Raw genomic sequence first — 25,890 nt, 5'->3', positions numbered from 1 at the left:
CCTATTAAATAGGTCGTTTTCTTTTTATTTTTTGCTTTTTAAGAATTCTGCAAATGTTTTGGTGTCATAATAAAAAGGCCTTACAGCAGTAATTTTACCATCCTTTAAATCAAAATGTTCTGAAATCGGAACCGACATTGTTTTGCCTGATTTTTTTGACCTACAGTTTATCGTAAAATAAATGATCACTTCATTTTTAGAAGCATCACTAAAATAAACGGGGTCTTTTTCTATCTGCAAATCAAAAAACTCAGTCGATTTTGTAAACATTTTAGTCCATTCACTAAAACCAATATACGTTCCTCCATAAGGCAAACCTACAGCTTGATTATAAACGGCTCCGTCTGCAATTAAAGTTCCTAGCGCATCAAAGTCTCTTGTTTTAAAAAGACTTTCGTAATATTTTGCTATTACTTTTAAATTATCAGCTTCCAGATTTTTCAAAACATCCGCTTCAGACGGCGCTGCTCCTTTATCCCAAAAACCAATAATTTTACTTACCTGACCTTTTCCATTCAAACGTGCAAAGTCGCGGCCAGCCATGATAAGGTTATTTTTAGAATCGAAAATTTTCCATTCCCAGGTTACATAATTATCTTTTACAATTTTGGCTCCCGAAGTTAAAACGGCATCTGGGTTTTTCTTGTAAAATTCGTTGATAACATTATTAAACGCTACAGTCCCTTTTATAGAAGCCGAGGGGTCTTCAAAAGTACTATCTTCTAACCAGATTGATTTAATCATCTTTAATCTGGTATCGCTGTTTTTTTCCTGCCACACTTTTTCATAAACTGCAACTGGATATAATTTATCTTTCTTTTGGGCAAAAAGACCATTAAGAACAAAAAGGAAACAGAATAAGTAGATTTTTCTCATAAGCAATCAGTTAGAATGAAATTTAAATTTAATAGTACAAAACCAAATTTAGCATAAATAGCTAAGAGAACTACAAGAAGTATAGAATTTGCCATCCCTTCAAAATCTTAACTTTTGCGAAATGGTTTTTCCGTTTTTTGAATATAAATTTAAGAAAAAAACTGCTTTCTATTAAAAAAACAAGCCTGATTTACTACTCAATTCATCACTAAAAATAAAAAAACCGTTTCAAAATCGACGCTTGAAACGGGTTCCTTTTTATTAGCAATTCTTTTTTAAACAAATTCGGCTTCGAACAGCTCGGTTAAATGCTTGATGATTTTAGCTTTTACTTCTTCTTCATCTACTTTTTCTACGCCAAGTTCAACGTTTAAAGAAGTAACGCCTTTTCCTCGAATTCCACACGGAATAATATTGTCAAAATATCCTAAGTCGACATTTGCATTTAAGGCAAATCCATGCATGGTTACCCAGCGTGAAGCGCGAACGCCCATTGCACAAATCTTACGCGCAAACGGAGTTCCTGCACCAAGCCAGACTCCTGTTTCGCCTTCACTCCTGCCCGATTCTAATCCGTATTCTGCCAGAGTCAGAATTATGGATTCTTCTAATAAGCGTAAGTATTTATGAATATCGGTAAAGAAGTTTTCTAAATCTAAAATCGGATAACCTACAATTTGTCCAGGTCCGTGATAGGTAATATCTCCACCTCGGTTGATTTTATAAAAAGTCGCCCCTTTGGCTTCGAGCTGTTTTTCGTTTAATAGTAAATTTTCAAGATCACCGCTTTTTCCTAAAGTATAAACATGCGGATGCTCAACAAAAAGTAAATAATTTGGCGTTGGCAAATCTAGTTCTTCTCTTCTGTTCTTGATTTTTAAATCTACTATATCCTTAAAGATTTCTTCTTGATATTCCCAAGTCGATTTATAATCTTTATTGCCCAGATCCTGAAGTTGGATTTTTTTGTTCATTTTAATTATTTTTCAAACTCAACATCAAAGTTCAGTTTGTCGGGATTCTCCATATAATCCGTAAAAGAGTATTGAATTGTAATCGATTTTCGATCGTCGCTAAACAAAGCTGTTGGGTTAGAGACTTTCTTAATTTTTTTTGGAAAGTGATACTTTACAATATAGCTAGACGAAGCAAACATCATTTTAGACATATCTCCCGCCGAATCTTTTGCCTTTGCTGCTTTTTTCTGCTCATCGACTACTGCTTTTCTTGTAAATTTCTTTCCGTCATAAGCATAACTTAATTTACTGCCATTATCTCCGAAACCGCTTCCCATAGGATTTGCGCCTCCTTCTAATTTTTGCAGTGTCCCTAATGTTTGCAAAATATCCTGAAGTTCGTTTACATTTTTAAAATCAGTCGACATGTTCATTAAAAACTGTTTTTTCTCCGAACTTATTTTCGTTGATACAATATAACTCTCCAGTTTTTTAAGTTCTTTTTGTGTTTCTGGCGACAACTTGGCAATACTGTCTTTTTTCTCTTCAAACACTTTTTTGAAAGTAAAAGTAGTATCAATATCTTTTTTGTTATCTCCCATTTGCCCAGCAATCTGATCACCAGCCATTTCCATTAAAGGAGAACCGTCCATATCCACAGAAAATTTTCCGGTTCCGTTGTCATTGATGTAAATATTTTCAGTGAAAGTACAGCTAGTTAAAGTCGCTAGTAAAAAAGAAAAACTAAGTAGTTTATATAGTTTCATTAATGTTCTATTTTTTATCAAAGATACAAAGACTATTTTTAAAAATACATTTTATCGAAAACCTCGAATTATTGCTCAAATTCTACTTTAAAACCAAAATCCACACTACTCTCCTGCATATTATCCAGAGGAACTTCTACAGTAAAACCTTTTCTGTCTTTTGTTAGTACTGCATTTTTAAGCGAAACTGTTTTAATCTTTTTCGGAAATTGATACTCAGCGGTATATTTACATTCTTTCATCATTTCTTCCATTTTTTTAGAGAATGGATCGTCGCTTTTATCTTTCTTGTTTTCTTTTTTCTTTTTAACTTTTTTATCGTCTTTAGAAGGAGTAACCGTTTTAATGAAAACCTTACCATCATAAAAAATGGTTGTATTAGACTTTTCTTCTTGCTTTGGCGCAGCACTTAAAGCTCCTAATCTTTTTTTGTCTGTCGCAGCCAGCGCTTCTAAACTTTCGGCAGGTGTTGCAATAGTTTTAAAATCTGTTCCACTAGGAAAATCAATTGACATAGTATATTCAAATTGCTGTTTTTCGTCGTTTACTTTCATGCTAACTTTAAAATTCTCCAAAATTTTAAGTTTCTCTTTTTCTTTCTCCAGCATCTCGATTTTCTCTTTATCTGCATCTGGTAATTTAGAAATACTGTCGCTTAACTTGTTAAGCATATCTTTGAAGGTAAAAGTAGTGTCAACGACTTTATTAACTTTAGACGAATCACTTTTTTTCACTCCCATTTTATACATCGGAGACATATCAAAACCGTAAGAAAAAGTTCCAGAACCATCTTCGTTCATAGTCATCTTTTCTTTAAGGATACAGCTAGTAAAACAAAATGCAATAAAAAAGCAAAGTAGAATTTTTTTCATAATTGAGGTTTAAGTTATTCAAGCGAAGATACTTTCTTTTAAGAATTATTTTAGTTTCATTTTAAAACAACTTCAAATTTGTCATTTAAGGCTTTATCCAAACCCTGTAAATGAATAACTTGGTATTAGAGCATATTTTACATTTGTTAGAAACAAGTCTATTCCAACAGCTATCAGTGTCGACTAAAGATGATTGAAACCCAATAATTTGATGTCACAAAAAATCTAAAATCTGCATTAAAAAATCTACATTCTTTTCTTTATCTTTGCACACTTAAAAAAATAAAGCAAAAATGGCATTATCAGAACAAGAAATCATCAGAAGAGAAAAACTTCAAAACTTACGCAACTTAGGAATCAATCCTTATCCAGCTAATCTTTTTCCTGTAAATCATACATCTAAGCAGATAAAGGAGTCATTTGAAGAGGGTAAGAAGGTTATCGTTGCGGGTCGTTTGATGAGTGTTCGTGATCAAGGTAAAGCTTGTTTTGCTGAGTTGCAAGATAGCGAAGGACGTATTCAATTGTACGTAAATCGTGATGTTTTGTGTGAAGGTGACGATAAAACTTTATACAACCAAGTATTCAAAAAATTAACTGATTTAGGGGATTTTATTGGTATTGAAGGTGAATTGTTTACTACACAAGTTGGTGCAAAATGTATTCGTGTTTCTGGTTTTACTTTCTTGAGTAAAACTTTGCGTCCGCTTCCGTTGCCAAAAGTTGACGAAGAAGGAAATGTTCACGACGCATTTAATGATGCTGAGTTACGTTACAGAATGCGTTATGTAGATTTAACAGTAAACCCACAAGTTAAAGAAACGTTCATCAAACGTACTAAATTATTCAGTGCGATGCGTGGTTATTTTAACGATGCAGGATATTTAGAAGTTGACACTCCAGTTTTACAATCAATTCCTGGTGGTGCTTCGGCGAGACCATTTATTACGCACCATAACTCGCTTGATATTCCGCTTTACATGCGTATTGCAAATGAGTTGTATTTAAAAAGATTAATTGTTGGTGGATTTGAAGGTGTTTATGAGTTCTCTAGAAACTTCCGTAACGAAGGTATGGACAGAACGCATAACCCTGAGTTTACTGCAATGGAAATATATGTAGCTTACAAAGACTACAACTGGATGATGGAGTTTGCTGAAGGTTTATTAGAGCATTGTGCGATTGCTGTAAATGGTACAAGCGAAGTTACTTTTGGCGAGCACAAAATCAACTTTAAAGCGCCTTATGCACGCGTTACCATGACAGATTCTATCAAACACTTTACTGGTTTTGATATCTCTGGAAAAACAGAACAAGAATTGTTTGAAGCAGCACGCGGAATGGGAATCGAGGTTGATGAAACAATGGGTAAAGGAAAATTAATTGATGAGATTTTTGGAGCTAAATGTGAAGGAAATTATATTCAGCCAACTTTCATTACTGATTATCCAAAAGAAATGTCTCCGCTTTGTAAAGAGCACCGTGATAATCCAGATTTGACGGAGCGTTTTGAATTAATGGTTTGCGGAAAAGAAATCGCAAATGCGTATTCTGAATTAAATGATCCTATTGATCAAAGAGAGCGTTTTGAAGATCAAATGCGTTTGGCTGCAAAAGGTGATGATGAAGCAAACGGAATTATCGACGAAGATTTCTTAAGAGCGCTTGAGTACGGTATGCCTCCTACTTCTGGAATGGGAATTGGAATGGATCGTTTGATTATGTATTTAACGAACAATGCTTCGATTCAGGAAGTTTTATTGTTCCCTCAAATGCGTCCTGAGAAAAAACAACTAATTGAACTTTCTGATGAAGAAAAATTCATTGTAGATTTATTGAAAGGAAATGATAATAAAATGGATCTTCAGCAATTAAAAATTACTGCAAATTTAAGCGGTAAAAAATGGGATGCATCTATGAAAAACTTATCTAAACACGGTTTGACTAAAGTTGCTGTTGAAGGTGAATTTAAATTTGTAGAATTGGTTGGATAAATTCCAAAATTAAAATTCCAAGTTGGATTTTATAATATTCAAACCCGACAGGTTTTAAAAACCTGTCGGGTTTCTTTTTTAAAACGAATACTTCTTCCTATCACCATTTAAAACAAAAATCAAAACTTATTTTTAAAAAACTGAAAAACAACACTTTACTTTTTCTAAATTGTTTTACAAGAAAATACTTTCACAAGCCTAGATATAACATTAAAAACAAAACAAAATTTGGCTGGCATTGAATGCGCAATTGATTTTGTTTTTGCTTTTTTTTAGCAAACAAATTACTACATTTGAAGAAAAAATAGACTTTATGTAAAGTCTATTTTTTTTTTAACCCAAACCCATTCAATTAACATTTTTCAACCAATCCTTTAAATGAAAATTAGAAAAATCGCCCCAAACGAAGACTTAGAAACAACTGTCAACAAAAAAAGAAATCGTTACAAAATTGCTATCATCGCTGTTATCTTTATTTCGGCTGCTGGCTTTTTAGGATTTAAATATTTTAATCCTAAAAAAGAAGCTGTTTGTTTAGGCACAGATACCAAAATCTATGATACTTACAAAAATGCCGTTGTACTTGTAAAGCATAAATATGGCTATTTTGCTAAAATTAATGGAAAAGAAATTCCGCTTAACGTTGAGGATGCTAAGGAAGAAACCATTTACGGAACAGGCTTTTTTGTAGATACAGAAGGAGACATGATTACCAATAGACATGTTTTACAGCCATGGAATTCAACTGAAGAAGAAAGTGAGAAAGTAAATACTACTATTCGAAATCTGCGAATGAAGATTGCTTCTATCCTTACTACCGATGTTTCTGAAGATGACTATGAAAGTTTTATTAGCAACAACTGGTCACATGCTTCAGTCTCGTATGATGAAGGTGAAGGAGAGGGAGAATACGAAGAATCGAGCGAAGAAACTAGTGAGTCAGCGGGTGAAGAATTTGTTAGTTCTAATGAAACAGAAACAGATACATCGCAAGTATCAACTGATATAGCTGCATCTATTCCAGTAAAAGAATATGTTTCTGCAGAAAATATTGAAGTATATGTAAAAACGGTAGACATTCAAGTTGCACTTCATAATTCTGATAGCGAATGGATTAATTGCGAAATGAAAAAAGTTTCAGATGACAGCAATATTGATTTAGGCATTTTGCAAGTAGCTGATCATAAAACTCCTAAAACCGTTACCAATATTATAAGTCTTGATAATATTGTTGACAATGATACTTCTCTAGCTCCAGGGCAAAAAGCGATAATGGTGGGCTATCCGATGGGAATAGATTTGGCACAAACCAATTCTGGTATAAAAGTACAGCTTTACAATGGCCAAATAAGTAAAGAATCTGATGGCAACAAAATTCAATACAGTATCACTTCCACACATGGTGCTAGTGGTTCACCTGTTTTTAATGAATGTGGCCAACTGATTGCAGTTAATTTCAGTGGATTCGATCAGGTTCAGGGTTTCAACTTTGGAATTGTTGCTAAGCATATTCAAGCACTCTAATTTGAAAAAATCAAAAAAAAGACGCTTAAATCTAATCGGGTTTTCACATTTCCAATCAAATAAAAAATCGACTTAATCAATTATGAATAAATTTTTTAGCATCTGTGCACTACTGTTCTGTGGTGCCGCTTTTTCACAGATTCCAACTCTGGATGTCGAAAATCAGAAAAAAAATTCGGTAGTCTTACAGGAGGTAAAAATTGAAACCAAAATTCTAGGAAATTTTGCCTCAACTACAGCTACTTACACATTTTACAATCCTGGCGACAGAATTTTAGAAGGAAATTTTACCCTTCCGTTACCAGAAGGAGTAAGCGTGAGTGGTTATGCTTTGGACATTAATGGAAGCTTAAGAGATGCTGTACCTGTTCCAAAAGAACGAGCTAAAGAAGTGTTTGAAAGTATTGAAAAAAGAAATGTAGATCCAGGTATTATTGAAAAAGTAGCCGGAAACAATTTCAGAACTAGAATCTATCCCATTACAGCTAGAGGCAGTAGATTTATTAGAATTACGTACAATCAGGAATTGAAAAATTCGGCTACTGATTATCAGTATTTTTTAAGCTTTGCCAATGCGGTTAATATCCCAAAATTCAATCTGAAAGTATTAGTTAATGAAAGTCTAACCACTCCTAAAATTACGGAAAATCCAGATGGAAGTTTTACTTTTCAGAAAAAAGGGAATCAATGGATTGCTGAAATTAATAAAGTAAATTTTACGCCAAATGAAAGCCTTAAAATAGCTATTCCAAAAGTAAACGAATCGTCAAATGTGATGCTTCAAAAAGCTTCTGACGATAAATCTTATTTTGCGGCAAGTGTTGCGATGAATTTCCCTGTAAAGGAAAAAACAAAATCTCAAAAAATTGCTATTATTTGGGATAATTCATTTAGCGGATCAAAGAGAGATCGTCAAAAAGAACTGGACTTTCTTAATGCGTATTTTTCAGACAACAAGAATGTTGCAGTCTCTTTTGTCCTTTTAAACAATATCCTTGAAAAAACAGAAGAATTTACTGTTTCTGGAGGAAACTGGAATACCTTAAAAGACAGAATTCTTAATCTGAAATATGATGGCGGAACCGACTTTAGTGCTTTAAAAGAAATTTCATCTATAGACGAATATCTTTTATTTTCTGACGGAATTTCAAATTTTGGAGATTTAACTTTAAAATTCAAAAAACCGGTCAACACTATAACGAGCACACCAACTTCTGATTTTAATTTGCTGAAACTTTTAGCATCACAATCTGGAGGAAATTTTATCAATCTTAACGAATTAGATACGCAATCTGCTCTAAAAACATATAAAAGGCTTCCTATTGTATTTTTAGGTTTTAAAGAAACAAATACGCTTCAGGAATTGTTCCCCAATGTTGGAACCACAGTCAACGAACCAGTGAACATTTTCGGAATTTCATCTTCAAACTTGAGCAAACTTACTGCTGTTTTTTCTGTGGGAGATAAGAAATTTGAAGTGCCTGTAGATTTTAATAACGCTGTACAAGTAGACAATTGGCCTCTTGCACAATTTTGGGCGCAAAGAAAAATTAATGATCTTGAACTTAATTCAACTCAAAACAGCGATGAAATTAGAAATCTGAGCGAACAGTTTGGGGTTGTAAGCAAGAACACTAGTCTTATCGTATTGGAAGATGTTAATGATTATGTGCGTTTTGGCATTACTCCACCAGAAGAATTATTGCCAGAATACAACAAAATCGTTTCGCAAAACAAAAAACAAATCTTAGAAAAAAGAAGAAATCTTCTATCTAAAGCTTTTGATAAAACTAGAGAATTGACCACTTGGTGGAATAGCGAATTTAAACCTACAGAAAAAAAACAGTATCCTACCATTTCTAAGCAGTCACAAAAATTGTCGTCGGCAGAAGAAAGTGTTGTTAGCGATAATGCTGTATATTCTGCAGAAAGTAGAGCAGGCGATAAAAAAACATCTACAGGTAAAATAACTTTGGTAGATGTAGAAAGTACTCAAGAGTATATGAAAGATTTTCAGTCTTTACAATCACCTGAATTGATCTATCAGAAATATCTTGAAAATCGTCCGAAATACGAGAAACAGGTAACGTATTATTTTGATGTATCTAAATTGCTTTTCAAAAAAGGAGACAAAGCTCTTTCTTTAAAAGTTTTAAGCACACTGGCAGAACTTGATTTGGAAAATGAAGAATTGTACAAAACGATTTCATACTTATTGAAACAAAGAGGCAATTATGAAAAAGAATTGTGGATTACCCAAAAGATTCTAGAATGGAGACCATTTGATCCTCAAAGTCATAGAGATTATGCATTGGCTTTGGTAGACAATAAAAAACCTCAAGAAGCTCTTAATATCTATAAAGGTATGCTGTATCAAGAATATACTGATGAGATCTCTGTGAGGGATAATGGTATTGAAGAAATCTTGATTATGGAAATCAATAATATTTTGAGCCAAAACAAAAATGTTGATGCAAGCAAATTAGATGATCGTCTAAAAGCAAATCTTCCAGTCGACATTCGTATTGTTATTAACTGGAATAAAGACAATACAGACATAGATCTTTGGGTAACAGACCCAAGAGGAGAAGATTGTTCGTACTCGCATAGATCTACAGAAATTGGAGGAAGATTAAGCAACGATTTCACTCAAGGTTTTGGTCCTGAACAGTTTTTACTTAAAAAAGCAATTAAAGGGAAATATAAAATCAAAACGAATTTCTTCGGTGAGAGACAGAATATTCTTTCTGGACCAACCACTGTAATGGCAGAAGTTTATCTTTACTATTCTGATGGCAGACAGGAACGAAAAATTGCTGTTTTCCAGAGTCAAAAAGAAAACAAACGTGAAAGTGATAGTAAAATTTTAATTGGAGAATTTGAGTTTTAGAAAAATATAAAAATTCCAAACTCCAAAATTAGGATTTATAATATTTCAAACCCGACAGATTTCAAAATCTGTCGGGTTTTTTATTTTAAAATGAATACTTCTCCAATTTTTTCCCTTGAATATCCAAAACCTTTGTGCTTTCTTTTGGAACATCCCCTTTTATAACTTCTTGAACTGAAGGATTAGATGGATATTTTCCACCTTTCATTTTTAAAAGATGAAATTTTCCTCTGCTTTCAAATATCAAATCATAAAATTTTTCTGTTGCTGAAGTGGTTACATAAATTGGAAAATCGGTTACAGAGAAACGATTAATCACAGTTCCGTCATTCTTTAAAATATATCCTGAACAGCCTCCGCTTCCGCAGAAATAAGAATTAGAGAAACCAACAAAATATTCCTCTTTCTTATCGTTATTTAAATCGAAAGCTTCATAATAGAAAGATCTGTCTTCTTTTGTCATTGCGGGTAAATCTTTCTCCAATAAAATCAGCAATTGTTTTCGAATTAATTCTACTTCTTTATTATTTTTTTCGGAAACTTCACTTAAATCGGCCGTTCCGCCAAGAGTTTTAGACAAGGTATCTTGAACAATTGTTTTTACAATATTTTTTGAATTGTCTTTGTTTTGGCAAGATGATAATGCCAAAATTATAATTAAAATCAGAAATCTATTTTTCATAATCTGATGTTTTAAATTCGCGATCGATTACACTAATAATGCTGCTTTATTTTCAATATCATTCTGCGTCAATAATGATTTTATATTATTGAAAGTCACCAATGCAATTTGAGTTAAAGCTTCGTTGGTAAAAAATGCTTGATGCGCTGTTACCAATACATTCGGAAAACTCATTAAACGCTGAATCGCGTCGTCTTGAATAATGTCTGCCGATAAATCTCTAAAGAACAATTTTTCTTCTTGTTCGTAAACGTCAATTCCTAAATAACCTATTTTCCCTTCTTTTAAGCCTTCAATAACCGACGATGTTTCTATTAATCCGCCGCGGCTCGTATTGATAATCATAACACTGTCTTTCATGAAAGTCAGCGAAGTTTTATTGATTACATGTTTCGTCTGATCGTTTAAAGGGCAATGCAAAGAAATAATATCACTCGCCTTGAAGATCTCTTCTAAACCAACAAAAGAAACGCCGTCTTTTTTCATTTCATCACTTTCAACAATATCATACGCCAAAACTTTACAGCCAAAACCTAACGCTATTTTAGAAAATGCTTTTCCGATATTTCCTGTTCCTATAATTCCAATTGTTTTTCCGAATAAATCGAAACCTAATAATCCGTTTAAAGAGAAATTTTGTTCGCGAACTCTATTATAAGCTTTATGTGTTTTTCTGTTTAAAGTTAAAATCATCGCCATGGCATGTTCGGCGACCGCTTGAGGAGAATATGCAGGAACACGGCAAACTTTTATGTGGTGTTTTTTAGCCGCTTCTAAATCGACATTATTAAAACCAGCGCAGCGTAAAGCAATTATTTTTACTTTTTTTTCTGCTAATTGTTTAATGACAGTTTCGTTTACAATATCATTTACAAAAACACAAACAATCTCGCACTCTTCTATCAAAGCTACCGTCTGAGGATTTAACTGTGTTTCAAAAAAGTCCAGCTGAAAACCAAAATCTTCATTGTATTTATTGAAAAACGTTTTGTCGTAAGGCTGGGTCGAGAAAAAAGCGATTTTTTTTGCGCCAAGATTTGAGCTCATAATAGTGAATTATTTATGTTTTATTATTTCTAAAATTCCCTTTTGGCAGATAATACAGCCATCCAAAACCAATTAAAAATAAAATAAGCGAACCTATAAATGCTGGAATCAAAATCTCTTTATTATTATCTAATGCATTGTTTAAAGCGGCATACAACAACCAAATTTGGATGCTTACATTTAAGATTAAAACAAATATTAAAGTAGAAAGAATAACATTCAACTTATTTGGATTTGCCTGATTTTGGCTTTTTCTAAATGTACTCATAATATATTTCTTAAACAATTAACTCGCTTTATTTTCAAAAGCTTTTACAAAAATCTTTTCTCCTTTTAAAACCACTTCCAACTGAGGCAAAGCTCTTGGCGGAGGCCCAGCAATAACATCACCAGTCAAAGCATCAAAAGAACCTTCATGACAAGGACAATGAATAATTCCTGTTCCCGGTTTGTAATAAACGGCACACGAAAGATGTGTACATTTTTGCTCAAAAGCTCTAAACATGCCACTTTCTAAATGCACTAAAATATACGGAATGGTACTTCCTTCAATCACAAAACCTCTCGTTCCGCCCAACGGAATATCTTTTACATCGCATACAAAATGTTCGCCCACCACTTCATCAGCTGGCAGTAAATAGGCTTTTGCCGCTACCAATCCGCTGCCCACCATTAAACCACCAGAAACCAGAGTAAGGAATTTAGCAAAATCACGTCGGCTGACTTGTGTTGATTCCTGCTTTTTATAAGGAAAATCTTTTTTCCAATTTTCTTTTAAATTATCTTCTTTAGACATGGATTTTAGATTTAGAATATTCGTAATTCGTTGCTACCCTTCGGCATCATGATATTTACTTTTGTATTTACGCGCTCTTTCCCAAAAACAAATGAATTTACTGGAGTACTATTTGGACGCATTTCTTCGATTTGTTCGCGAGTTCCATAAAACAAGGCGCCACTCGGACAAACCGTTGCGCACATTGGTTTTTTGCCAACGCTGGTTCTATCGTAACACATATTGCATTTCATCATTAAATCGTATTCTTCCATTTTCTTCGGAACTCCAAACGGACAAGCCATAACGCAATTGGAACATCCAATACAGCGTTCTGTATTTGCAGTATGAACCACTCCAAATTCGTCTTGCGAAATCGCATCGGCTGGACAAACATTCGCACAAACTGGATCTTCACAATGCATACAAACCTGAACTGTGGTCTGAATGGTAACGGCACGTTCGACATAGTTAACATGAATCATCGATTCTTGGCCATTGGTTTCGCATTCAGAACAGGCCATCTCGCACGCTTTGCAGCCTATGCATCTTTGTAAGTCTACAAAAAACTCTTCGTTTTTATTATAATTGGTTAAATTCATAATTGTTGCTTTTTATAGATTAAACACTTGCATAAGCATTTGATTTGTCTGATGAATTTTCGATTTCTCCCAAAGGTTCCAGCTTACAAGCACAAACTTTGAACTCTGGAATTTTAGAAATAGGATCTAAAGTTCCAGGCGTTAACTGATTGGCAGATTTTTTCCCTGGCCAATGATACGGTACAAAAACAGTATCTTTTCTGATGGTTTCTACAATATTGGCTGGAAAAATTCCTTCGCCTCTTCGAGTTGAAACTTTCACTAGTTCTCTCTGCTGAATATTATATTTCTGAGCCATTTCCGGATGAATTTCCAACAACGGTTCTGGAAACTGATCTACCAGTTTTCCGATTCTTCTTGTTTGTGTTCCGCTTAAATACTGAGATACAACTCGTCCCGTAGTTAATATTATCGGATATTCTTCATCTGTAATTTCGCCTGGCAATTTATACGGAGCAGGATTAAAATGTGCTTTTCCGTCTGGAGTTGCAAACTTTTTATCTTCCCATAATCTTGGCGTTCCAGGATGATCTTCGGTTGGACATGGCCAGAAAACGCCCATATTATCTTCTACTTTTTTATAGGTAATTCCGTTGTAATCGGCAGTCCCTCCTTTTGAAGCAACACGAAGTTCATTAAAGATGGCTTCGCTATCAGCGTAGGTAAACTTATCTTCCTCCCCTAACCTTTTAGCCAATTCTAACAATATTGAAGTATCGGTTCTGGCATCTCCCGGAGGTGTTACAGCTTGTCGAATTCGGATAACTCGTCCTTCAGCTGAGGTTGTTGTTCCTTCTTCTTCTTCCTGCAATGAACCCGCTAAAACAATATCCGCATGACGGGCAGTTTCATTCAAAAAGAAATCTATCGCAACATAAAACTCTAATTTTTCAAGAGCAGAACGCACATAATTATTGTTTGGAAGAGATACTAACGGATTAAAACAAATCGAAATCAATCCTTTTATTTCACCACTGTGAATCGCTTCTATAATTTCATAAGCTGTAATGCCTTTATGCGGCATATCTTCTTCCTTAATTTTCCAGACATCGGCAATGTATTTTCGATGATCCATATTTTCGATATCACGGTTTCCAGGCAGCTGATCACATTTATGACCGTGCTCTCTTCCGCCCTGACCATTTCCTTGTCCGGTAATCGTTCCGTAACCGCAATAGGGTCTTCCAATTCTTCCAGTTGCCAAAACCAGATTAATGCATCCCAAAACATTATCTACTCCTTTTGAGTGATGTTCAATTCCTCTTGCGTGCAGTAAAAAGCTCGTTTTTGCTTTTCCCCATAATTCGGCCGCTTCTTTAATTTTTTCTTTCGAAATTCCAGTAACTTCTTCTGCCCATTCTAATGTATACTCTTTTACAGCATCAATCGTTTCCTGAAATCCTGAAGTATGATTATCAATAAAATCATGATCTAACATATCGTGATCTACGAGATATTTCAGCATTGCACCATACAAAGCAGAATCAGTTCCTGGCCTTACATCCAAATGAATATCGGCTGTTCTTGCTAACGGAATAACACGCGGATCGACAACAATCAGTTTTGCACCTCGATCTCTGGCTTTCCAAATCCAATGGGTTAAAGTGGGAAACGTTTCGCTGATATTGGCTCCAGCAACTATAATAACCTCAGCATATTCTAAGTCAGAATAATTGTTTGAAGCGCGATCTAAACCAAATGCTTTTTTATTTCCTGCGCCAGCACTTACCATGCAAAGGCGTCCGTTGTAATCTAAATTTCTTGTTTTTAAAGCTACTCTAGCAAACTTCCCAACCAAATAACTTTTTTCATTAGTTAACGAAACTCCAGATAACATCGAAAACGCATGTTTCCCATATTTTTCCTGAATTCTTTTAATTTCAGAAACGGTTTTATCCATTGCTTCATCCCAAGTGGTTTGTTCAAATCCTTTGCCTTCTACTCTTTTTATTGGATGTAATAATCGATCTGGATGATTATTTTGCATATAACGCTGAACACCTTTTGGACACAAACGCCCCTCGTTGAACGGAAATTCCATCCAAGGCTCAAAACCAACCACTTTATTGTCTTTTACAGATAATTGAATACCGCATTGCATTCCGCAGAAACAACAATGTGTTTTAACCGTTTTATCTGGTTCATCACGTCCTGAATATCCTTCTTTTGGCGTATAATTCAGATGCGGACCAAATGCTTCAATTATTTTTTCAGTTGATACAGGTAGTTTTGCCATGATTTTTTTTGTTGTTTTTTGGTTTCATGTTTCAAGTTTCACGTTCTGCTACGAAACTTGAAACCTTAAACTTGAAACTATATTTTTATCCAAATAAATTTCCGCCTTCAATTCTTGCTTTTAAATGTGCTTTCGCTAAACGATCTCGTTTTCCTTCGGGACTTAAATCTAAGTGTGAATTTCCTTCATCATCACTAAAGTCAAAACCTAATTGTTTCGTTACAATTTTCAAATCATCAATGTGAAGCTGAGTTGTAAAAGGTTTTCCGGTTTCTTTACAGATAGCCATTCCTTTTTTCATTCCTTCCTTTTTGTAAATATGCGCACCAATTTGAGCCGGTCGCTGAATAATATGGAAGAACTTTCCAAAGGGAATCCATATCAAAAACATAATAACCGTTACGGCATGAACTACAGCCAGAAAATCATACGCAAATCCTTTCATAAACTGATATGAATACGTCAGACATAAACCTGTAACCGAAATGGCAATTAATAAAAGAAGTGGCAGTAAATCGCCTTCAAAAGTCTGTGTGGCAATTAACCCTGGATTGGTTAAACGTCTTCTTAAATAATAAAGAGAACCGAAAATAACCAGATAAGAAGACCAGTTTAAGGCATGGAAAGTCAGAAATGCCATAATAGAATCCAATCTGAAATCCATTACTTTAAAACCAAAAAAATGGGCTTCGTAAACAGAAATAGAATTGGGTGCCAAGGTAAAATGAATCCATCCAAATGTGAGCGGGAAAGTAATAGCAAAAGCCGAAAAACAGCCAATTGCAATACAAAAATGGGCCAGCCATCTGTATTTTCCTCTTGGATAAATGAATTTCTGAAAAGCAATATTCTGAACTGATTCTTTTCCTAAAAACCACAAATGCGAAAATACTTTTCCTGTAAAGAGAAAATGAATTCCGCGTTTGAAATACATCCAAGTTGGAGGTCGCTGCAGCCAAACCGTGTATCGATACACCACTCCGAAAAATGCAAACAGAGTTCCGAACAGATAGGTAACCAAAGCCGCATCAAAATTTTGCAGTTTTCTTGATCCATAGAAAACCAATACGACCATAAAAACCGAAGCGGCCGTTGCAATTAATAAAGCTTTTGTATTAAATGTTTTTTCTTTCATGACAGATTATTTTCGCTCAATATCTTTAGCCATTTCAGGCAGTTTTTCTTTTGTCATTTTCACAATTACACGATGCATCCAGATTAAACAAGTCAGAGATAACGCCAGAATAAAAAGCCATGAGCTCGTCCAGAATCCGGTAAATGATAATAAATACCCGAAAATAATAGGCCCGAAGAATCCGCCTAAACCACCTAAGAGTCCGACCATTCCACCAATTACCCCAACTTCATTAGGAAAATAATCTGGTATATGTTTGTAAACAGCAGCAGAACCAATTCCCCACGAAATTCCTATTAGAATAACCAAAACTAAATACACCCACATATTGGCTTCAAAATGAATTTGTGTAATTCCTTCTGCCAATAAATCTTTCTTTTGCACTTTTTGGTTTTGCTCTACAACCACTTCCTGCCATGTTTTTTTGGATGGGAAAAATTTAGAATGCGGCTGACTTTCATCTTTCTGTGCGATGTTATATTCTTTATCATCTATTACTATTTTATCTGGCGCTACAGACGTAACTGTTCCTGCTTTGCTAGATAACAACCCGCTTCCTGATGTTGTAATATCCATTTTCGGAAATAATAGTAAAAAGCTTAAAACGACTGAAGAACTCAAAACCCAATACATCACTTTTCTAGCCCCGAATTTATCCGATAAAAAACCTCCAAAAGCGCGTACGACACCTGCAGGTAAACTAAAACAAGAAGTAAAGATTCCGCCTAAAACTAAAGTTGTGTGATAGACGTTCATAAAATTTGGCAGAAGCCATTGTGAGAAAGTAACAAACGAGCCAAATACTAAGAAATAATAAGTTCCGAAACGCCAAACACGCACGCTCTTTAAAGGCTGTAATAATTGTTTTACCGTTTTAGACTGTGCTTCGCTTTTTTTGTTTTTGGCAAAAATCAGAAATACAATTCCCATCAATAATAAAGCAGAACCGTAGAGAATAGGAAGCCATTTCCAACCATTTTCAGGATCGCTTTCTGAAAATGTACTTAATAAAGAAGGTGCGAGAAATGGCGTAATTGAGGCTCCTGCGGTTCCCATTCCGAAAATTCCTAAAGCTCTTCCCTGCCATTCTTTTGGATACCACACGGAAGTTGAAGCTACGCCTACAGCGAAACTGGTTCCGACCATTCCGAATAAAAAACTTAAAATGGCAAAAACAGTAAAAGAAGTCGCAAAGGGTAAAAGAAACAATGGAATTGATGCTAAAATCAATAAAGCAGAATGCACAATTCTGCCTCCAAACTTATCGGTTAAAATTCCCATTGGCAATCTCATAATGGATCCTGTAAGAACAGGAATTCCTAAAAGCCAGCCGATCTGTACGACACTCCAGTTAAAAATTTCTTTATCAACTAAAAAAGTGACCAGTACTCCGTTGAGTGTCCAGCATGCAAAACAGATTGCAAATGCCAAAGTGTTTAAAAAAAGGATGCGATGGGCTTGGGAAAGATCTGCCATAGAATAAAGTATTAAATTGTGTTTTTGAAAATCTATTACTGAAATATGGGAATCATGGAAATTGCTTTTCCTAAACAACAGAAAAGCAATAGTTTACTAAAGTTAAAAAAAAAATCCAAAGCAATACACTTACTGTCAAATATTTAGCGTTATAATAATCTTATTTAAATTCATTCTTTCAAAAACTGGTAATCAATCTGTTAAATAAAACACAATTTCAAAAGAGTGATTAAACCTGTTTTAATTAATAAAGTCTAATCTGTAAACAATTAAAAAACTTGAATATGAAAAAATTATTTATCGCAGCTATGCTATTTGTTGGAATAGCAAGTTTTGCACAAGAAACGGATCAAAAACCGGCGCGTGAACAAAGAGAGAGAATGACTCCAGAACAGCGCAATGAGAAACAGCTTCAAAAACTAACTACAGAATTAAGTCTAGATGCTAGTCAGCAAGCACAGGTAAAGCAGCTTTTAGCAGATAGAAGTGCAAAAGCCGAAAAATTTAGAGAAGCTAGAAAAGAAAAAAAAGATAGCAACACAAAACCAACTGCTGAAGAAAAAGCGGCTTTCAAAAAACAAATGGAAGACGAAGTCGCAGCAAATGATGCCAAAATGAAATCGATCTTAAAAGCTGATCAATACACAAAATGGAAAGCCCTGCAAGAAGAGAAAAAAGACAAAATGAGGGATAAAATGAAAGAGCACAAAAAAGATAAAATCTAATTTGATGCAAAAAAAAAGAGGCTTTGAAAGCCTCTTTTTTGTTATTTAAAATGTTTTCGATACTTTATCAATCGCATTGATTGTAAAATCTAAATCTTCGTAAGTTAATGCATCTGTAATAAACCACGTTTCGTATGCTGATGGCGCGATGTAAACGCCTTCCTGCAATAATCCGTGAAAGAATTTCTTGAATGTTTCGTTATCTCCTTTTGCAGCAGTTTGGAAATCGGTAACTGGATTGGCATCAAAGTGAACCGAAATCATAGAACCAACTCTATTGATTGTAAACGTAACATTATTTGCTTTTAAAACTCTATCAATTCCTTCTTCTAAATAAGCTGTTTTTTCTTCTAAACGTGTAAAAACTTCTCTATCCGAATCAAGTGCTTTTAGCATTGCCAATCCCGCTGCCATTGCCAACGGATTTCCAGATAATGTTCCTGCTTGGTAAACTGGTCCAAGAGGCGCTAAATAATTCATGATTTCTTCGCGTGCAGCAAAAGCTCCAACTGGAAGTCCTCCACCAATTACTTTTCCGAAAGTCACGATATCGGCATCGATTCCATATAATTCCTGAACACCTCCGCGAGCTAAACGGAAACCTGTCATTACCTCATCAAAAATCAATAAGATTCCGTTTGCAGTACACAAATCTCTTAAGCCTTGCAAGAATCCTTCTTGAGGAGGGATACATCCCATATTTCCTGCAACTGCTTCAATGATAATCGCAGCGATTTCTCCTTTATTAGCTTCGATTAAAGTTTTTACATTCTCTAAATCATTGTATTTGGCTAACAAAGTATCTTTTGCAGTTCCTTCTGTAACTCCAGGGCTATTTGGCGAACCAAAAGTTACAGCTCCACTTCCTGCTTGAATCAAAAATGAATCTGAATGTCCGTGGTAACAACCTGCAAATTTTACAATTTTATCTCTTTTTGTAAATCCACGAGCTAAACGAATTGCACTCATACAAGCTTCTGTACCTGAATTTACAAAACGAATTTTGTCAATATTTGGAACCATAGAAACAGCCAAAGCCGCAATTTCAGTTTCCAATTCAGTCGGCATACCAAATGAAGTTCCTAGTTTTGCTTTTTCAATAACAGCATCAACAACTGGCTGATAAGCGTGACCTAAAACCATTGGTCCCCAAGAGTTAATATAATCTATTAATTTGTTTCCGTCTTCATCATATAAATAAGCACCTTTGGCACTTTTTACAAAAATCGGAGTTCCGCCAACGGCTTTAAATGCTCTTACTGGTGAATTTACTCCTCCCGGAATTACTTTTACTGCTTCAGCAAAAAGCTGACTACTTCTTTTATATAACATTCTTATTTTTGATTTTAGAATTCAGATTTTAGATTAAAACTGAAAACCTATTTTAATTTCTAGATTAATTTCAACAGAACTGGAAACTGCCACTGAGACTGAACACTTAATTACTTAACCTTAAGTCTCTGTCCAATTGAAATAGCATTATCCGTTAGATTATTTTTTCTTTTTAAATCCTCAACCAATAAATTGAATTTCTTTGATATGGAATACAATGTATCTCCTTTTTGAACTTCGTATGAATTTGGATCATATTGGCTCATATTGATCTTTGGATCAGAAGCGACATCATAAGATGATTTTTTGGGTGGAGCCGAAGTATTAATTGGCACATAGTTTCTTCCTGTCACCTGGCAATCGTATTGATGCAGATTATAACGTTCGATATAACTAATTAACTTATCTGGATATTTCGGATCTGTTGCATAACCTGCCGCTCTCAAGCCTTTTGCCCAAGATTTATAATCGTCTTTTTCGTAAGTAAATAAAGTTGCATATCGCTTTTTTCCAACCAAAAATAAAGCATGATCTCTATAGGATTCTGATGCCTGAGGATATTTTCTAAAACATTCCTGAGCCGAATCATCATCATGACGAACACTTTCTCCTAACCAATCATTATGACATTTTATACCAAAATGATTATTAGCATCTACAGCCAAATCTCCTCTACCTGCACCCGATTCCAAAATTCCTTGCGCCAGAATAATACTCGCTGGAATTCCATACGTTTTCATGTTTCCCATTGCAATATCTTTGTAAAGCAAGACATAATTATTAATCAAATCGCTGGTAACAACTGTTTTGGAAGTAGATTGAATAACCTCAGTTGTATTATTTGTAGAAGGGTAGTTTTTACCGATTGGCTTAACAGGAGTACTTCTTTTTGTCGCTGCCGTTCGAGTTTGAACTGCTGCCGCTTTTTTAGTCGTCGCGATAGCAGCCTTACTAGAAGAGCAGCTTGCTAAAGCTAATATTACGAGAAGTAATACAATTTTTTTAATCATTGGTTTTTAGTATTGGTAATTTCTTCTGCTTCAACTTTATATTCATTCCATCAATTCCCTGCAATCCGCCTGTGTGAATGAGTAAAATTTTTGAATGTGCAGGAAAATAATTTTTGCTGATTAAATCTATAACGCCAAAAACCATCTTTCCTGTATAAATTGGATCTAAGGGTACTTTATTTTCTTCAAAAAAAGCATTAATAAATTCGATTAATTCTAAATTTATCTTTCCATAACCTCCAAAATGATAGTCAGAAATTAAATTCCAGTTATCTTTTTTTGCAAAAATACGAATTTCATCGGTTAAAAAGTCACCTTTTAACGCTGGAAAGCCCAAAATTTTCTGATTTTGCAACGAACTATTAATTAATCCCGAAATCGTACCACCTGTTCCAACTGCGCAACATACGTAATTAAAAACCGAATCTTCTTCGGTTAAAATCTCTTCGCAGCCTTTTACTGCCAATTCGTTTGTACCTCCTTCTGGAACCAAATAAAAATCGCCAAATTTATCTTTCAACTTTTCTATAAAAGATTTTTCACCTTTCAAACGATACTCTTCTCTTGAAACAAATTCAAATTGCATCCCATTTTCTTGGGCAAATTTCAAGGTTGGATTCTCTTCTATTTTATCTAAAAGTTCATCGCCTCGAATTATTCCGATGGTTTTGAAGCCTTGTTCTTTTCCTGCATAAGCAACTGCTGCAATATGATTGGAAAATGCTCCGCCAAAAGTCAGTAAAGTGGTTTTATTTTCGGCTTTCGCCTGAAGTAAATTGTATTTCAGTTTTCTAAATTTATTCCCCGAAACAAAAGGATGAATGAGATCTTCACGCTTTATAGTCAACGAAATATCATTCGGAAATTGAATATTGATGGATTGATTGAAAACTGGATTCATTTTAATTTAATGTAATGTAGAAACTGGAAAAAAGATCTGTTTTTCAGATAATTTAAATCGGTTTCTTTTGTGTAAGCTTCTCTTTCAAAACTAATATTTCGATACGCTAGATCTTTGTTTTTGTATTGAATTAAACGAATTAAAAATTCCAAAACATACCAAATAAAGAATGGCAGAACTAGCATTTCTAGCTGTTGCCTCAAATGTATTTTTTCATGATTTACAAAAGTCCCGTTTGCTTTATCAAAATCATATTTAACTAAAACGAAAGGAAATAAAGTCATTCCTCGATACCCTTTCGGAATTAAATATTTAGCAACAATCAGAAACATTGGCTGTAAAATTTATAAATTTGTAGCTATAAAATTGTTCGATTTCAATAAAATCATAATCAAATATTTATATTTTTGATTTTAGTTTATCCGAAAAAGAACCCGAAGCAGATTTATGAAAGAGCAAAGTAATGAAAATAAATTAATCGAAGGCGAAGATTTTTACTATACGCCCGAAGGTTACAAATGCTTTACTGAAAAACATCATTTAAAACGTGGTTATTGTTGCAAAAGCGGTTGTCGCCACTGTCCGTACGGATATGATAAAAAAACAGGAAGAATAAATAAAAATTAGAATACCACAGGATGAAGGTTTTTATCAATAAAAATATACCAGAAGATGGCATTAAATTGCTTCAAGACAAAGGCATTACCTTTACAATAAATCCCACAGAAAATGCATTGTCAAGAGAAGAGTTTATAAAAATCTGTCAAGAACATGATGCGTTGCTGAATGTTGGCACAAACAAGTTTGATGAAGATTTTTTTCAGCAATGTCCCAATTTAAAAGGAATTGCTTTGTTTTCTGTCGGATTTGATTCTGTCAATATTCCATCGGCAAACAGCAGAAAAATTCCTGTTGGAAATACGCCCGATGTTTTAAGCAGAGCGACATCGGATGTTGCTTTTTTATTGATGCAAAGTGTTGCGAGAAAGTCATTTTTCAATCATAAAAGAATTTTAAATAATGATTGGGGAAGTTTTGACCCTTTGGCCAATTTAGGACAGGAACTTTACGGTAAAACGCTGGGAATTTTCGGTTTGGGAAGAATTGGTTTTGAAATGGCTAAAAAATGTAAGGCCGCATTCGGAATGAACATAATTTACCACAATCGTTCTCATAATGAAATTGCCGAAAAAGAATTGGATGCGAAATATGTAGATTTTGAAACGTTACTTGCAGAAAGTGATGTTTTGAGTGTTCATTCGAATTATACAGAAGAAAATAACGAAATTTTCAATAAAAATGCTTTTGCTAAAATGAAATCTAATTCGATTTTCATCAACACGGCAAGAGGAAAATTTCATAATGAAAATGATTTATTTGAGGCGCTAACGAATAGTATAATCTGGGGCGCAGGATTGGATGTTACCAATCCTGAACCAATGAAATCAGATAATCCGTTATTATCACTTCCTAATTGTTGCATTTTACCACATATTGGCTCTGCAACTTATGAAGCTAGAAATGCAATGGCGATTTGCGCAGCTCAAAATATTATTGCGCTTTTTGAAAATAAAAAAATGCCGTTTTGTGTTAATGAGGAAGTTTATATTTAAAATTCCAATTTTTTAAATTCCAAATTCCAATTTAAAATCAACAATCTAAAATCTAAAATTATAAATGGATATTCGTTCAAGAAAGTTTAAGATTACGATTTACAAATCGTATCATAGGTCGGATATCCGTTATCCCTAGCTCTTTTTAATTAGAAAATGTGACAATTTGCCAATGAGGCAATTTGAAAATGAGGTAATTAAAATAAATTTTAAATTCCAATTTCATCGGCTAATATTTTGCTTCTCTGGAGCTTTTATATTGGGGTTACTGTTTTTCTATAAATATTTCGCATTTGCAAGTCTTTATTTTATCAGCTCCAGAAGAGCTAAATATTTATAGAACAAATTAACCGTCAGTCACATTTAAGCCCCAGCGGGGCGGCATAATTAAAAAAACAAAAATTAATCTGTTGTTAATCTAACCGCAATATCTTAGCAACTTAGCATCTCTAAAAAATGACTTTCAAAGAACAAATACAACAAGGAATACCTTCTATACTACCATCAAAACAGGCTTACGATCCAGCAATTAATCATGCTCCGAAACGAAAAGAAATTCTTTCGGCAGAAGAAAAAAAGTTGGCGCTGAAAAATGCTTTACGTTATTTCGATCCAAAACATCACGCCGAATTACTTCCTGAATTCTCAGAAGAATTAGAAAAATACGGCCGTATTTATATGTATCGTCTTCGTCCAGATTACAAAATGTATGCAAGACCAATTGACGAATATCCAGGAAAATCATTGCAAGCGAAAGCGATTATGCATATGATTCAGAACAACTTGGATTATGCAGTGGCACAACACCCGCATGAATTGATTACGTATGGAGGAAATGGAGCCGTTTTCCAAAACTGGGCTCAGTATTTATTGACGATGCAATATTTGTCTGAAATGACAGATGAACAAACTTTAACCATGTATTCTGGGCATCCGATGGGATTGTTTCCTTCGCATAAAGAAGCGCCAAGAGTTGTGGTTACCAACGGAATGGTGATTCCTAATTACTCGAAACCTGACGATTGGGAAAAAATGAATGCATTGGGAGTTTCACAATACGGACAAATGACGGCTGGAAGTTATATGTACATTGGCCCTCAAGGAATTGTACACGGAACGACAATTACGGTTTTAAATGGTTTTAGAAAAATAAAACAAAATCCTGAAGGAAGTTTATTTGTAACTTCTGGTCTTGGTGGAATGTCGGGGGCACAGCCAAAAGCAGGAAATATTGCAGGTTGCATTACGGTTTGTGCTGAGGTAAATCCGAAAATTACTAAAATCCGTCACGAACAAGGATGGATTAATGAAGTGGTAACTTCTACAGACGAATTGGTTGCCAGAGTAACTTTAGCGAAAGCGAATAAAGAAACCGTTTCGATTGCCTATTTAGGAAATGTCGTGGACGTTTGGGAACGTTTTGATCAGGAAAACATCAAAATTGATTTAGGTTCAGACCAGACTTCACTTCATAATCCGTGGGCTGGTGGTTATTATCCAGTTGGAATTTCTTTTGAAGAAGCCAATGATTTGATGGCCAATAATCCAGAATTATTTAAAGAAAAAGTTCAGGAAACCTTACGCCGTCACGCAGATGCTATTAACAAACACACCGCAAAAGGAACTTACTTTTTTGATTACGGAAATGCCTTTTTATTAGAAGCTTCTCGTGCAGGAGCCGATGTAATGGCCGAAAATAATATCGATTTTAAATATCCAAGTTACGTTCAGGATATTATGGGCCCAATGTGTTTTGATTATGGATTTGGTCCTTTCCGTTGGGTTTGTACTTCAGGTAAACCTGAAGATTTATTAAAAACAGATGCGATTGCTTGCGAAGTTTTGGAAAAAATGGCTGAAACTGCTCCAAATGAAATTCAGCAACAAATGCAGGATAATATTAAATGGATTAAAGGCGCACAGGAAAATAAATTGGTTGTAGGTTCACAGGCTCGAATCTTGTATGCTGACGCTGAAGGCAGAATTAAAATTGCTGAAGCTTTTAATCAGGCAATTGCAAAAGGTGAAATTGGCGCGGTTGTTTTAGGACGCGATCATCACGATGTTTCAGGAACTGATTCTCCTTATAGAGAGACTTCCAACATCTACGACGGATCTCGCTTTACAGCCGATATGGCAATTCATAACGTAATTGGAGACAGCTTTAGAGGAGCAACTTGGGTCTCTATTCATAATGGAGGCGGAGTTGGCTGGGGCGAGGTTATAAACGGCGGATTTGGTATGGTTCTTGATGGTTCTACAGAGGCTTCAAAACGTTTAGCATCAATGCTTTTCTGGGATGTTAACAACGGAATTTCAAGAAGAAGCTGGGCTCGAAATGAAGGTGCTGTTTTTGCCATAAAAAGAGCCATGGAAGTTGAACCTTTATTAAAAGTGACTTTACCTAATTTAGTTGACGAAAGTTTGCTTTAAAATAACATAATGTCATACTGAGCGAAATCGAGGGCTTACAGAAA

Annotated in this window: 23 protein-coding genes; 7 read left to right on the top strand and 16 right to left on the bottom strand. The window is 34.6% G+C overall.

Annotated elements, in window-relative coordinates; translation table 11 throughout:
- Positions 1-24: 24 nt before the first annotated feature.
- The 4 genes from BSF41_RS06770 to BSF41_RS06755 form a co-directional block, all read right to left on the bottom strand.
- Positions 25-876, bottom strand: a complete 852-nt coding sequence (locus tag BSF41_RS06770; RefSeq protein WP_095928749.1) for a nuclear transport factor 2 family protein — start codon at positions 874-876, stop codon at positions 25-27.
- A gap of 275 nt (positions 877-1,151) precedes the next feature.
- Positions 1,152-1,850, bottom strand: a complete 699-nt coding sequence (gene lipB / locus BSF41_RS06765; protein ID WP_095928748.1) for a lipoyl(octanoyl) transferase LipB — start codon at positions 1,848-1,850, stop codon at positions 1,152-1,154.
- 5 nt (positions 1,851-1,855) lie between these two features.
- Complete coding sequence (locus BSF41_RS06760; RefSeq protein WP_095928747.1) at positions 1,856-2,599, bottom strand: hypothetical protein; 744 nt, start codon at positions 2,597-2,599, stop codon at positions 1,856-1,858.
- 68 nt (positions 2,600-2,667) lie between these two features.
- On the bottom strand, positions 2,668-3,471 hold the full coding sequence (locus tag BSF41_RS06755) for a hypothetical protein (RefSeq protein ID WP_141248127.1): 804 nt from the start codon (positions 3,469-3,471) through the stop codon (positions 2,668-2,670).
- 293 nt (positions 3,472-3,764) lie between these two features.
- Between BSF41_RS06755 and lysS the strand changes: the two genes are divergently transcribed.
- From lysS to BSF41_RS06740, 3 genes are all read left to right on the top strand, one after another.
- Entirely contained in the window at positions 3,765-5,465 is a 1,701-nt protein-coding gene (lysS, locus tag BSF41_RS06750) for a lysine--tRNA ligase (RefSeq protein ID WP_095928745.1), read from the top strand.
- Between the two features lie 378 nt (positions 5,466-5,843).
- Positions 5,844-6,989: a serine protease gene (locus BSF41_RS06745; protein ID WP_095928744.1), complete on the top strand. Its 1,146-nt coding sequence runs from the start codon at positions 5,844-5,846 to the stop codon at positions 6,987-6,989.
- An 82-nt stretch (positions 6,990-7,071) separates the two neighbouring features.
- Complete coding sequence (locus BSF41_RS06740) at positions 7,072-9,879, top strand: VIT domain-containing protein (protein ID WP_095928743.1); 2,808 nt, start codon at positions 7,072-7,074, stop codon at positions 9,877-9,879.
- A gap of 85 nt (positions 9,880-9,964) precedes the next feature.
- On the opposite strand, the gene BSF41_RS06735 is transcribed toward BSF41_RS06740, so the two are convergent.
- The 8 genes from BSF41_RS06735 to BSF41_RS06700 form a co-directional block, all read right to left on the bottom strand.
- On the bottom strand, positions 9,965-10,561 hold the full coding sequence (locus tag BSF41_RS06735) for a hypothetical protein (protein WP_095928742.1): 597 nt from the start codon (positions 10,559-10,561) through the stop codon (positions 9,965-9,967).
- 27 nt (positions 10,562-10,588) lie between these two features.
- A complete protein-coding gene (locus tag BSF41_RS06730; RefSeq protein WP_095928741.1) occupies positions 10,589-11,608 on the bottom strand; it encodes a 2-hydroxyacid dehydrogenase in 1,020 nt (339 codons plus the stop codon).
- A 13-nt stretch (positions 11,609-11,621) separates the two neighbouring features.
- Positions 11,622-11,876 carry a DUF6755 family protein gene (locus BSF41_RS06725; RefSeq protein WP_095928740.1) on the bottom strand — a complete coding sequence of 85 codons (255 nt, stop codon included), beginning with the start codon at positions 11,874-11,876 and terminating at the stop codon, positions 11,622-11,624.
- Between the two features lie 18 nt (positions 11,877-11,894).
- Entirely contained in the window at positions 11,895-12,404 is a 510-nt protein-coding gene (locus BSF41_RS06720) for a ubiquinol-cytochrome c reductase iron-sulfur subunit (RefSeq protein ID WP_095928739.1), read from the bottom strand.
- 11 nt (positions 12,405-12,415) lie between these two features.
- On the bottom strand, positions 12,416-12,985 hold the full coding sequence (locus BSF41_RS06715; protein ID WP_008466969.1) for a 4Fe-4S dicluster domain-containing protein: 570 nt from the start codon (positions 12,983-12,985) through the stop codon (positions 12,416-12,418).
- 19 nt (positions 12,986-13,004) lie between these two features.
- Positions 13,005-15,221, bottom strand: a complete 2,217-nt coding sequence (locus tag BSF41_RS06710; protein WP_095928738.1) for a molybdopterin oxidoreductase family protein — start codon at positions 15,219-15,221, stop codon at positions 13,005-13,007.
- Between the two features lie 85 nt (positions 15,222-15,306).
- Complete coding sequence (locus BSF41_RS06705) at positions 15,307-16,356, bottom strand: MFS transporter (protein ID WP_095928737.1); 1,050 nt, start codon at positions 16,354-16,356, stop codon at positions 15,307-15,309.
- Between the two features lie 6 nt (positions 16,357-16,362).
- Positions 16,363-17,832, bottom strand: coding sequence for a nitrate/nitrite transporter (locus BSF41_RS06700; RefSeq protein WP_095928736.1), 1,470 nt, complete (start codon positions 17,830-17,832; stop codon positions 16,363-16,365).
- A 284-nt stretch (positions 17,833-18,116) separates the two neighbouring features.
- Here BSF41_RS06700 and BSF41_RS06695 point away from each other — a divergent pair, with 284 nt between their 5' ends.
- Positions 18,117-18,557, top strand: a complete 441-nt coding sequence (locus BSF41_RS06695; RefSeq protein ID WP_095928735.1) for a hypothetical protein — start codon at positions 18,117-18,119, stop codon at positions 18,555-18,557.
- 45 nt (positions 18,558-18,602) lie between these two features.
- On the opposite strand, the gene hemL is transcribed toward BSF41_RS06695, so the two are convergent.
- The 4 genes from hemL to BSF41_RS06675 form a co-directional block, all read right to left on the bottom strand.
- On the bottom strand, positions 18,603-19,889 hold the full coding sequence (gene hemL / locus BSF41_RS06690; protein WP_095928734.1) for a glutamate-1-semialdehyde 2,1-aminomutase: 1,287 nt from the start codon (positions 19,887-19,889) through the stop codon (positions 18,603-18,605).
- A 110-nt stretch (positions 19,890-19,999) separates the two neighbouring features.
- On the bottom strand, positions 20,000-20,899 hold the full coding sequence (locus tag BSF41_RS06685) for a glucosaminidase domain-containing protein (protein WP_095928733.1): 900 nt from the start codon (positions 20,897-20,899) through the stop codon (positions 20,000-20,002).
- Positions 20,892-21,800, bottom strand: coding sequence for a 1-aminocyclopropane-1-carboxylate deaminase/D-cysteine desulfhydrase (locus BSF41_RS06680; protein ID WP_095928732.1), 909 nt, complete (start codon positions 21,798-21,800; stop codon positions 20,892-20,894). The genes BSF41_RS06685 and BSF41_RS06680 overlap by 8 nt, the downstream gene beginning before the upstream one ends.
- Positions 21,797-22,132: a hypothetical protein gene (locus BSF41_RS06675; RefSeq protein WP_095928731.1), complete on the bottom strand. Its 336-nt coding sequence runs from the start codon at positions 22,130-22,132 to the stop codon at positions 21,797-21,799. The genes BSF41_RS06680 and BSF41_RS06675 overlap by 4 nt, the downstream gene beginning before the upstream one ends.
- A 115-nt stretch (positions 22,133-22,247) precedes the next feature.
- On the opposite strand from BSF41_RS06675, the gene BSF41_RS06670 reads away from it, so the two are divergent.
- From BSF41_RS06670 to BSF41_RS06660, 3 genes are all read left to right on the top strand, one after another.
- A complete protein-coding gene (locus tag BSF41_RS06670) occupies positions 22,248-22,427 on the top strand; it encodes a DUF5522 domain-containing protein (protein WP_095928730.1) in 180 nt (59 codons plus the stop codon).
- Positions 22,428-22,438: 11 nt separating this feature from the next.
- Positions 22,439-23,413: a D-glycerate dehydrogenase gene (locus tag BSF41_RS06665; protein WP_095928729.1), complete on the top strand. Its 975-nt coding sequence runs from the start codon at positions 22,439-22,441 to the stop codon at positions 23,411-23,413.
- Positions 23,414-23,869: 456 nt separating this feature from the next.
- Positions 23,870-25,846 carry a urocanate hydratase gene (locus tag BSF41_RS06660; protein WP_095928728.1) on the top strand — a complete coding sequence of 659 codons (1,977 nt, stop codon included), beginning with the start codon at positions 23,870-23,872 and terminating at the stop codon, positions 25,844-25,846.
- Positions 25,847-25,890: the final 44 nt, after the last annotated feature.

Source organism: Flavobacterium sp. ACN2 (assembly GCF_002303885.1).
Classification (GTDB): domain Bacteria; phylum Bacteroidota; class Bacteroidia; order Flavobacteriales; family Flavobacteriaceae; genus Flavobacterium.
The sequence above is the reverse complement of the archived record's forward strand: the minus strand, read 5'-3'. Positions and strand labels throughout refer to the sequence as shown.

Excerpts from the sequence above, each read along its gene's own strand:
- BSF41_RS06760 (WP_095928747.1), bottom strand. The coding sequence starts at position 2,599 with ATGAAACTATATAAACTACTTAGTTTTTCTTTTTTACTAGCGACTTTA.
- BSF41_RS06735 (WP_095928742.1), bottom strand. The coding sequence starts at position 10,561 with ATGAAAAATAGATTTCTGATTTTAATTATAATTTTGGCATTATCATCT.
- lipB (WP_095928748.1), bottom strand. The coding sequence starts at position 1,850 with ATGAACAAAAAAATCCAACTTCAGGATCTGGGCAATAAAGATTATAAA.
- BSF41_RS06720 (WP_095928739.1), bottom strand. The coding sequence starts at position 12,404 with ATGTCTAAAGAAGATAATTTAAAAGAAAATTGGAAAAAAGATTTTCCT.
- BSF41_RS06685 (WP_095928733.1), bottom strand. The coding sequence starts at position 20,899 with ATGATTAAAAAAATTGTATTACTTCTCGTAATATTAGCTTTAGCAAGC.
- BSF41_RS06665 (WP_095928729.1), top strand. The coding sequence starts at position 22,439 with ATGAAGGTTTTTATCAATAAAAATATACCAGAAGATGGCATTAAATTG.
- BSF41_RS06770 (WP_095928749.1), bottom strand. The coding sequence starts at position 876 with ATGAGAAAAATCTACTTATTCTGTTTCCTTTTTGTTCTTAATGGTCTT.
- BSF41_RS06700 (WP_095928736.1), bottom strand. The coding sequence starts at position 17,832 with ATGGCAGATCTTTCCCAAGCCCATCGCATCCTTTTTTTAAACACTTTG.
- BSF41_RS06715 (WP_008466969.1), bottom strand. The coding sequence starts at position 12,985 with ATGAATTTAACCAATTATAATAAAAACGAAGAGTTTTTTGTAGACTTA.
- hemL (WP_095928734.1), bottom strand. The coding sequence starts at position 19,889 with ATGTTATATAAAAGAAGTAGTCAGCTTTTTGCTGAAGCAGTAAAAGTA.
- lysS (WP_095928745.1), top strand. The coding sequence starts at position 3,765 with ATGGCATTATCAGAACAAGAAATCATCAGAAGAGAAAAACTTCAAAAC.
- BSF41_RS06740 (WP_095928743.1), top strand. The coding sequence starts at position 7,072 with ATGAATAAATTTTTTAGCATCTGTGCACTACTGTTCTGTGGTGCCGCT.
- BSF41_RS06725 (WP_095928740.1), bottom strand. The coding sequence starts at position 11,876 with ATGAGTACATTTAGAAAAAGCCAAAATCAGGCAAATCCAAATAAGTTG.
- BSF41_RS06705 (WP_095928737.1), bottom strand. The coding sequence starts at position 16,356 with ATGAAAGAAAAAACATTTAATACAAAAGCTTTATTAATTGCAACGGCC.
- BSF41_RS06660 (WP_095928728.1), top strand. The coding sequence starts at position 23,870 with ATGACTTTCAAAGAACAAATACAACAAGGAATACCTTCTATACTACCA.
- BSF41_RS06710 (WP_095928738.1), bottom strand. The coding sequence starts at position 15,221 with ATGGCAAAACTACCTGTATCAACTGAAAAAATAATTGAAGCATTTGGT.
- BSF41_RS06755 (WP_141248127.1), bottom strand. The coding sequence starts at position 3,471 with ATGAAAAAAATTCTACTTTGCTTTTTTATTGCATTTTGTTTTACTAGC.
- BSF41_RS06695 (WP_095928735.1), top strand. The coding sequence starts at position 18,117 with ATGAAAAAATTATTTATCGCAGCTATGCTATTTGTTGGAATAGCAAGT.
- BSF41_RS06680 (WP_095928732.1), bottom strand. The coding sequence starts at position 21,800 with ATGAATCCAGTTTTCAATCAATCCATCAATATTCAATTTCCGAATGAT.
- BSF41_RS06675 (WP_095928731.1), bottom strand. The coding sequence starts at position 22,132 with ATGTTTCTGATTGTTGCTAAATATTTAATTCCGAAAGGGTATCGAGGA.
- BSF41_RS06670 (WP_095928730.1), top strand. The coding sequence starts at position 22,248 with ATGAAAGAGCAAAGTAATGAAAATAAATTAATCGAAGGCGAAGATTTT.
- BSF41_RS06730 (WP_095928741.1), bottom strand. The coding sequence starts at position 11,608 with ATGAGCTCAAATCTTGGCGCAAAAAAAATCGCTTTTTTCTCGACCCAG.
- BSF41_RS06745 (WP_095928744.1), top strand. The coding sequence starts at position 5,844 with ATGAAAATTAGAAAAATCGCCCCAAACGAAGACTTAGAAACAACTGTC.